Below are 8,655 nucleotides of genomic sequence, written 5' to 3' on the forward strand. Positions count from 1 at the left end.
CTTGTAGACCTCACGGGCCACTTCGTACGAGACGTTGAGCAGCGAATCCTGGGCCAGCGCCATGCCGCTTGCGGTCAATGCCAGTGTGGCCAGGAGAGTCTTGAGTTTCAAAGAAGTCATGTGGCGTAGCCCGTAAGGAAAAGCGGAAGATGCCACATTGTGCGCACAGCGCCTTAAAACTCAAAAGAATACATTCTTGTTAATTAATCGGATTTTGGAATAAAGAAACAGGATGTAGCAGCGCGCCTGCCCGCACAGGGGCAGGTGCTGCTCAGGCGGAGGCCTGCGCCGCCTGTGCAGGCGCGGGTGCCGCACCAGGTACGGCGCCCTGCTCGCCCGTGAGCGATTGCAGCAGCGCCCAGCCCAGCGGCCACTCGCCGTGGCCCGACTCCACATTGATGTGGCCGGCCTGCTGCATGCGCACGAACTCGCTGCCCCAGGCACGGGCATAGGCGCCGGCCAGGCGGATGGGGCAGTACGGGTCGTTGCTGCTGGCCACCACCACGCTGCGGTAGGGCAGCGGCGCGTAGGGCACGGGAGCGAAGTCGCTCAGGATGGCGCGGCGCTCCGGGTCTGCCGGGGCCACCAGCAGCGCACCCTGGATGCGCGCCGCCGCCTCGGGGCCGATGTGGGTGGTGGCAATGCAGCCCAGGCTGTGCGCAACGATCACCACCGGGTGCGGCGCGGCCAGCACGGTCTTTTCGAGCGTGCCGACCCAGGCGTTGCGGGTGGGGGTGATCCAGTCGTCCTGCACCACCCGGCGCGCGTTGGGCAAGCGCTCGGCCCACAGGCTTTGCCAGTGGCCGGGGCCGGAGTCGCGCCAGCCGGGGACGATGATGATGGAAGTGGGGTTCACGTTGGTAGCGCCCGGCATGGCCCTGGCGGCGCCCTGCCCTTGCAGCAGGAACGCGCGCCAGGGGCCTGGCTGGCAGGCTTGCTTACTTGTTGGGCTGGGGCGTGACGCGCAGGTAGGGACGCACGGCCGTGAAGCCCTTGGGGAAGCGCTGGGCGATCTCGGCCGGGTCCTGCAGGCTCGGCACGATGATCACGTCGTCGCCATCCTTCCAGTTGGCGGGCGTGGCCACCTTGTGGCTGTCGGTGAGCTGCAGCGAGTCGATCACGCGCAGGATCTCGTCGAAGTTGCGGCCCGTGCTGGCGGGGTAGGTGAAGGTGGTGCGGATCACCTTCTTGGGGTCGATGATGAACACGCTGCGCACCGTGACCGTGGTCGATGCGTTGGGGTGGATCATGTCGTACAGGTCGGCCACCTTCTTATCGGCATCTGCCAGGATGGGGAAGTTGACGGTGGTGTTCTGCGTCTCGTTGATGTCGCCCACCCAGCGGTTGTGCGAATCGACGGGGTCCACGCTCACGGCGATGGGCTTGACCTTGCGCTTGGCGAATTCGGTAGCCAGGGCCGCCGTCTTGCCCAGCTCGGTGGTGCAGACGGGCGTGAAATCGGCGGGGTGGGAGAACAACACCACCCACGAATCGCCCGCCCATTCATGGAAATGGATGGGGCCGGCGGTGGATTCCTGGGTGAAGTCGGGGGCGGTGTCGCCAAGTCGCAAGGTGGCCATGGAGGTTGCTCCTTCAATGTCTGATGGAGGCATTCTGCGAGCCGGGCTTTAAAACCCAAACGAATATATTGTTCTGACTTAATCGCAAAAACGTCTATCAGGCCCCGAAAACTCAGTCTTGGTCCAACAGACGGTCCAGCCGTGCGCGGTAGTTGTTGAGGAAGTCGTGCGTCACCGCATAGTGCTCGGTGTCCTCATAGGCCACTTCCGACAGGCCTGTGCCATCGAACAGCACGATCTTCGCGTGCGGGTAGGACAGCAGGATGGGCGAGTGCGTGGCGATGATGAACTGGGATTTGTCTTCGACCAGTTGGTGGATGGCCGAGAGCGCGGCCATCTGGCGGTTGGGCGAGAACGCGGCCTCGGGCTCGTCCAGCAGGTACAGGCCCTTGCCGCGGAATTTGTGGGCGAGCAAGGACATGAAGGCCTCGCCGTGCGAGATGCCATGCAGCGAGTTCGTGCCATAGGCGTCGGGAACACCGTTGTCGTCCACGAAGGTGGCGACGTTGAAAAAGCTCTCGGCCCTGAGGAAGTACCCATCCTTGGGTTGGCGAAAGCTGCGCGCCAGCCGCAGCACCTCGTGCAGGGGCGACACCGACTCGGGGCCACCCACCGCGAAGTCGCGGGTGCCGCCCTGGGGGCTGTAGCCCAGGGCCACGGCAATGGCTTCCATCAGGGTGGATTTGCCCGAGCCGTTCTCGCCCACCAGAAAGGTCACGTCAGGGTGGAACTCCAACCGCCCCATCTCACGGACCGCGGGGATGTTGTACGGATAGGTGTCGTAGTCCACCTCGGCATCGGGGCGGATGCAGACGCTTTGCAGATAGGGTTTGGCGGGCAGCATGGGGTGCCATGCTAACGGCCGGCACGGGTCAGAAGCGCACCGCCTCGAATGCTGGGTGCAGTTCGTCCACCCAGTGGTCCAGTTCTTCTTCGGACACCGCCAGGTGCTCCATGCAGGCCTGGCCGTGCCGCAGCCAGTCGCGCGTGGGCTGCAGGTTGTCGTGGTGGTTCACCAGGTACTCGGCCAGCAGGCCCAGGGCCACCAGGTGGCGCACCGTGGGGCTGAAGCGCTCGTCGCCCAGGCAGGTGAAGTCGTGGTGCAGCCAGATGGCCTGGGCCACATCGCCCGGCAGGTGCCAGGTGCGGGCCACCAGGGCCCCCATCACGTCATGGTCGGTCTGGTGGTTGGCGTTCTCGGTCTGGGTGAAGGTGCGGTCCTTGCGCGCCAGGGCCTCGGTCACGGTGGAGCCATAGCCACGCACCGCCTTGACCAGCACCGGCATGCCCACATGGCAGAACAGGCCGAAGCTGTAGCCCAGGCCGGGGTCCAGGCTGTAGAGCTGGCGGCCGATGTGCTCGCAGGCAATGGCGCGGCGCTGCGAGCTTTCCCAGAAATGCTCGAGCAGCGGCGAGCGCACCATGAGCGCATTGCGCGTGATGAAGGCCGAGAGCAGTTCCACCGCCGGGTTGAGCCCGAGCACCGTGAGCGCCATGCCGATGGTCTGCACCGGCTGGGCCAGCCCATACAGCGGGCTGTTGGCCTGGCGCATCAGGGCGGCGGCCATGGCCACGTCGGATGCGACCAGTTGCTCCAGCGCACCCGAATCGAGCTCGGGCGCGGCCACGATCTGCTGCAGCCGCACCAGGGATTCGGGGCACGGCGGGATCACGATGGCGCGCACGGAGGGGTGGACGCGGGCCTTCTGGAGGTGGGTATCGATGGGGTGGGCAGTTTTCACGGTGCGCCACGGGCACCTGCGCAAGGGTGGCGCGCAGGCAACCGTTCAGTTGCAACTGGTTGCATTGTGGCCTGAAAACGCGAAGGCCGAAGTGACCTCCAAGCACAGCGGTCTTCACCACACAGCGTATTGACACGGTGCTATATGTTGGCCCCGTCCAGCCCTGCCACACCGTCGCGCGTGGCCAGGCTGTTGCGCCCCGGCATGGCCTCTCCCAGGTAGTCGAGAAAGCTGCGCACCGCGGGCGACAGCCCGCGCCGCGAGGGGAACACCGCATGCACGATGGCCGGCGGCGGCACCCATTCGGGCAGCACGCGCACCAGGCGGCGCTCGCGCATTTCCTCATGGCACATGTAGTCGGGCATCCAGCCGATGCCGATGCCGGCCAGCACCGCGAACTTCAGGGTCAGCAGATCGTCGGCCACGTAGCGCGGCGTGTGGTGCACGACCTGGTGGGCGCCGCCCGGGCCCATCAGGTTCCAGGTGGCCCGGCCATCGGGGGCCGACATGGCCACGCTGTCCATGCGCGAGAGGTCTTCCAGGGTGGTGGGCGCGCCCTGGCGTATCAGCAGCTCGGGGCTGGCCACGAGGATCTGGCTGGTCATGTCCAGGCGCTTGACCACCATGGAGCCGCTGTCCTCCAGCGTGGGGCGCACGCGCAGGGCCACGTCGATGCCCTCCTCCACCACGTTCACCACGCGGTTGCTGACCACCATGTCCACGCGCACCTCCGGGTAGCGGGCCAGGAAGGGCGGCATCATCTCGGCCAGCACGGTCTGCGCCAGCGTCACCGGGCAGCTCACGCGCACGGTGCCGCGCGGCACGGTCTGCACCTGGGCCACCGTGTCGGCCGCCGCCTGGGCGGACTCGCGCATGGCCTGGCAGTGGCGCAGGTAGGCCTCGCCCACCTCGGTCAACGACAGCTTGCGCGTCGTGCGCTGCAAGAGGCGCACACCCAACTGCGCCTCCAGGTCCGACACGCGGCGCGACAACCTCGATTTGGGAATGCCCAGGGCGCGGCCGGCGGCGGCAAAGCCACCGCGCTCGACCACCTCGGCGAAATACAGCATGTCGTTGAGGTCTTGCATAAAGTACATCGTTCTACTGATAGGACAATCTATCGCAAGTTCAATACCTTATCAACAAACGAGTGCGTCTCCACAATTCATCCCATGGCCACACGCTGTGGCTGCCATCCACAGGAGATCACTCATGCAACTGCTTCACATCGATTCGGCCATCACCGGCGAACAATCCGTTTCGCGCGAACTCACCAAGCGCATCGTCGCCGCCTGGAAGGCCGGCCACCCCAACGCCACGGTGCAGCACCTGGACCTGGCCGCGCAGGCCCCCGCCCACCTGAGCGCCGATGCCCTGGGCTTTCGCACCGGCCAGGCCGCTGCCACCGAAGTGCAGCGCCAGGAAAACGCACTGTCCGAAGCCCTGGTGAGCCAGTTCCTGGCGGCCGACGTGATCGTGATCGGCGCGCCGCTGTACAACTTCACCATTCCCAGCCAGCTCAAGGCCTGGATCGACCGCATCGCCCAGGCTGGCCGCACCTTCAAGTACACCGACAAGGGCCCCGTGGGCCTGGCTGGCGGCAAGACGGTGATCGTGGCCTCGACCCGTGGCGGCATCTACTCCACCAGCGAAGGCGGCCAGGCCATGGAGCACCAGGAGAGCTACCTGAAGGTGGTGTTCGGCTTCTTCGGCATCACCGACGTGCGCTTCGTGCGTGCCGAAGGCGTGGGCATGGGCCCCGACGCCAAGGCCCTGGCGATTGCCAGCGCCGACAAGGACATCCAGGCGCACACCAGCGTACCGGCCAACCAGCCACAGATCGCACAAGTGGCCTGATCCGGTTTCAGCTCAGCCAAGCAAAACGCCGCCCTTCGGGGCGGCGTTTTTTCATGGGACGGTCAGAACCTCAGATGTGCTGCTTGACCCAAGCAACGTAGGCATCGACCCAGCCCTGCAGGAACTTCTTGCTGCCTTCGCCCACATTGCCGTCGGCGTCGAACAAACCTTCCTTGGCGTGGATGAAGCCCTCGGGCTGGCCCAGTGTGGGCACATCGAGGTAGCCCAGCACGTTGCGCAGGTGCTGCTGCGCCAGCGCGGTGCCGATGGCGCCCACCGAGGCGCCGATCACGCCCGCGGGCTTGCCGCCCCAGGCGCTCTGGCCGTAGGGGCGCGAGCCATGGTCCAGCGCGTTCTTGAGCACGCCGGGGATGGAGCGGTTGTACTCGGGCGTCACGAACAGCAGGCCCTGGGCGGCCTTGACCTCGCTTTTCAGGCGCAGCACCGACGCGGCCTGGTTGCCATCGTCGTCCTGGTTGTACAGGGGCAGGTCGTCGATGCGCAGCTGCGTGAACTGGAAATCGGCCGGGGCCAGCCGCTCGATGGCGGTGGCCAGCTTGCGGTTGAACGAATCCTTGCGGAGGCTGCCGACGATGACGGCGATCTGGACATTGCTCATGGAAACTCCTTGTGAATGGGATGACATGGAGAAAAGCACTGCAGGGGTGGTCTCAGGACCCGGCAGCGCGAAGCACTCGCCATGATAGCCACAGACCGTGACGCCATGGCCTGCTCACCCAGCGCAATTGCTATATTTTGTATAGCGGATTGCGCCGGGAAGTTCACAAGGGATGGCGACCGGCGTCAGCCCGCCCGACGCTGCCCGGCGAGGCGCTGAACCACCGTGACCAGGCGGTCGATCTCGTCGAAGGTGTTGTAGAACGCCAGCGAGGGCCGCACCGTGGTCTCCACGCCGAAGCGGCGCAGGATGGGCTGGGCGCAGTGGTGGCCGGTGCGCACGGCAATGCCCTCCTCGTTGAGCGCCTTGCCCACCTCTTCGGTGCTGTAGCCGGCGAGCACGAAGGACATCACGCTGGCCTTGTCGTCGGCCGTGCCGATGAGGCGCACGCCGCGAATGGCGGAGAGGTGGCGCATGCCGTAGGCCAGCAGTTCATGCTCGTAGCGTGCGATGTTCTCGATGCCCACGCGGTTCACGTAGTCGATGGCAGCGCCCAGGCCCACGGCATCGGCGATGTTGCCGGTGCCGGCTTCGAACTTGTTCGGGATGGGCTGGAACACCGTCTTCTCGAAGGTCACGTCGGCAATCATGTTGCCGCCGCCCTGCCAGGGCGGCATGTCTTCGAGCACGGCGCGCTTGCCCCAGACAACGCCGATGCCGGTGGGCCCGAATACTTTGTGGCCCGAGAAGACGAAGAAGTCGGCCCCCAGGTCCTGCACGTCCACCCGCATGTGCGAGACCGACTGCGCGCCGTCGACCAGGGTGGTCGCGCCGGCGCGCTTGGCCAGCGCCACGATCTCCTTGACCGGCACCACCGTGCCCAGGGCGTTGGAGACCTGGGTCACCGCCACGATCCTGGTGCGGTCGTTCAAGAGTTTCTGGTATTCATCGAGCAGCACCTGGCCCGAGTCATCCACCGGGATCACGCGCAGGCGCGCGCCCTTGGCGGCGGCCAGCTGCTGCCAGGGGACGATGTTGGCATGGTGCTCCAGGTTGCTGACGATGATCTCGTCGCCCTCGCCCACATGCTGCGCGCCCCAGCTCTTGGCCACCAGGTTGATGGCCTCGGTGGTGCCGCGTACGAAGATCACCTCGTTCACATCGGGCGCGTTGATGAAGCGCTGCACGCGCTGGCGTGCGCCCTCATAGGCGTCCGTGGCGCGAGCCGCCAGCTCGTGCGCCGCGCGGTGGATGTTGGAGTTCTCGTGCGCGTAGAAATGGCTGATGCGGTCGATGACCGACTGCGGCTTGTGCGTGGTGGCGGCGTTGTCGAACCAGACCAGCTGGCGGCCGTTGACGCGCTCCTGCAGCACCGGGAAGTCGCGGCGCACCGCATGCACGTCGAAGGCCGGGTGGGCGCTGCGGTCGGCCTGGGGGACGCTGCCGGCAGCCGGGGCACGGCCGGGCGTGGTGTAGCCGCCGGGCAGCACCACGGCATCGGCAAAGTAGAAGCGTGGTTCGGTCGACGGCACGGTGCTGGGCACGCCGGTGCCGGCCGTGGGGGACGTCACGCGCGGCACCTCGGGCGCGGCAAAAGGCAGGCGCGCCAGGGCATCGAGCCCACCGGGTATGGCGCCATGCCCGTCGGGCGGGGTCACCTGGGGCAGGCGGTCGGCCGCCAGCGGGTGGCCGTGGCGCTCACCGAGAAAGTAGTACGGCGATGCGCCTTGCGCCACCGCAGGGGCGGCCTGGGCGGGCGCGGCCTCGGGCACACCCAGCACGCCGCTGCCAAAGCGCGGCTCATAGGCCGGCAAGGTGCTGATCACCGAGTCGGGCACGCCATTGCCGGCCACCGCGTGCGGCAGCAGGGCCGGCGCACGGTGTGCCAGCGAGGCCAGCGGCGTGGGCGATGCCGGCACCAGGTTGGCGCCGGGCACCAGCCCTTGCGGGATGGGGGTGCCGGGCACTCCGGGGCCAAAGCCGGCGGGGCTGACCAGCGGCGAGCCGGCCGGTGCGATGTTGACAGGCGCCTGCACGCCGGGCGGCCAGGGTGTGCCCTGCCCCGCCCCGGGCAGCGAGCCCGGCGGGGTGGAGGGCAGGCCTGCAGCCGGCCCGGCAAAACGCGGCTCTTCGCCGGGCCGGGCCGCGAACAGGGCCGTCGCCAGCCCGGCCAGCAGCGCCGGGTCGATCGGCGGCTGCAGCGTGGCGGGCACGCTGGCAGGAAGGGAGGATGGAGTGGTCACCACGCGGCCGCTTTACTTGTAGGTGTCGGGGTAGTCGTGGTACTTGTTGATCTCCACGTCGTCCAGCACGGCCAGGGCATCGGGCGTGAGCACGGCCAGCGAGCAGTACAGCGAGATCAGATAGGACGCGATGGCATGGTTGTTGATGCCCATGAAGCGCACCGACAGGCCCGGGCTCTGCTCGCCCGGCAGGCCGGGCTGGAACAGGCCGACCACGCCCTGGCGCTTGTCGCCCACGCGCAGCAGCAGGATCTTGCTCTTGCCGTCGGCCACGGGCACCTTGTCCGAAGGGATCAGCGGAATGCCGCGCCAGGTGATGAACTGCGAGCCGAACAGGCTCACGGTGGGCGGCGGCGTACCACGGCGCGTGGCTTCGCGGCCGAAGGCGGCAATCGCCAGCGGGTGGGCCAGGAAGAAGGCAGGCTCCTTCCAGACCTTGGTCAGCAGTTCGTCCAGGTCGTCCGGCGTGGGCGCGCCGGTGAGCGGGAACACGCGCTGCTCTTCGGTCACCTGGGCCAGCAGGCCGTAGTCGGGGTTGTTGATGAGCTCGCTCTCCTGGTTCTCCTTGATCGTCTCGATCGTCAGGCGCAGCTGTTCCTTGATCTGGTCGTGCG

8 protein-coding genes and 1 pseudogene are annotated in these 8,655 nt (G+C 67.2%); 1 reads left to right on the plus strand and 8 read right to left on the minus strand.

Translation table 11 applies throughout. The annotated features are described in order from the left end of the window. Positions 1-271 precede the first annotated feature (271 nt). The 5 genes from ACK59X_RS27760 to ACK59X_RS27780 all read right to left on the minus strand — a co-directional run bounded on the left by ACK59X_RS27760 (position 272) and on the right by ACK59X_RS27780 (position 4,410). Positions 272-874, minus strand: a complete 603-nt coding sequence (locus ACK59X_RS27760) for an RBBP9/YdeN family alpha/beta hydrolase (protein ID WP_409961743.1) — start codon at positions 872-874, stop codon at positions 272-274. A 64-nt stretch (positions 875-938) separates the two neighbouring features. After that, a complete protein-coding gene (locus tag ACK59X_RS27765; RefSeq protein WP_409961744.1) occupies positions 939-1,580 on the minus strand; it encodes a peroxiredoxin in 642 nt (213 codons plus the stop codon). Positions 1,581-1,692: 112 nt separating this feature from the next. Further along, positions 1,693-2,424, minus strand: a complete 732-nt coding sequence (locus ACK59X_RS27770; RefSeq protein ID WP_409961745.1) for an AAA family ATPase — start codon at positions 2,422-2,424, stop codon at positions 1,693-1,695. A gap of 28 nt (positions 2,425-2,452) precedes the next feature. Next, positions 2,453-3,322, minus strand: coding sequence for an HDOD domain-containing protein (locus ACK59X_RS27775; RefSeq protein WP_409961746.1), 870 nt, complete (start codon positions 3,320-3,322; stop codon positions 2,453-2,455). Between the two features lie 140 nt (positions 3,323-3,462). Beyond that, the gene (locus ACK59X_RS27780; protein ID WP_409961750.1) at positions 3,463-4,410 is read right to left on the minus strand and encodes a LysR substrate-binding domain-containing protein; all 948 of its coding nucleotides are present in this window, start codon (positions 4,408-4,410) and stop codon (positions 3,463-3,465) included. Between the two features lie 124 nt (positions 4,411-4,534). Between ACK59X_RS27780 and ACK59X_RS27785 the strand changes: the two genes are divergently transcribed. Further along, positions 4,535-5,179 carry an FMN-dependent NADH-azoreductase gene (locus ACK59X_RS27785; RefSeq protein ID WP_409961747.1) on the plus strand — a complete coding sequence of 215 codons (645 nt, stop codon included), beginning with the start codon at positions 4,535-4,537 and terminating at the stop codon, positions 5,177-5,179. A 70-nt stretch (positions 5,180-5,249) separates the two neighbouring features. On the opposite strand, the gene ACK59X_RS27790 is transcribed toward ACK59X_RS27785, so the two are convergent. From ACK59X_RS27790 to ACK59X_RS27800, 3 genes and pseudogenes are all read right to left on the minus strand, one after another. Beyond that, a complete protein-coding gene (locus ACK59X_RS27790) occupies positions 5,250-5,798 on the minus strand; it encodes an NADPH-dependent FMN reductase (RefSeq protein ID WP_409961748.1) in 549 nt (182 codons plus the stop codon). A gap of 185 nt (positions 5,799-5,983) precedes the next feature. After that, on the minus strand, positions 5,984-8,044 hold the full coding sequence (locus ACK59X_RS27795) for a family 2A encapsulin nanocompartment cargo protein cysteine desulfurase (RefSeq protein ID WP_409961749.1): 2,061 nt from the start codon (positions 8,042-8,044) through the stop codon (positions 5,984-5,986). A 9-nt stretch (positions 8,045-8,053) separates the two neighbouring features. Beyond that, a pseudogene (locus tag ACK59X_RS27800) lies at positions 8,054-8,655 on the minus strand (hypothetical protein); the annotation flags it as partial.

It is taken from the genome of Acidovorax sp., from assembly GCF_046339755.1.
GTDB lineage: Bacteria > Pseudomonadota > Gammaproteobacteria > Burkholderiales > Burkholderiaceae_C > Acidovorax.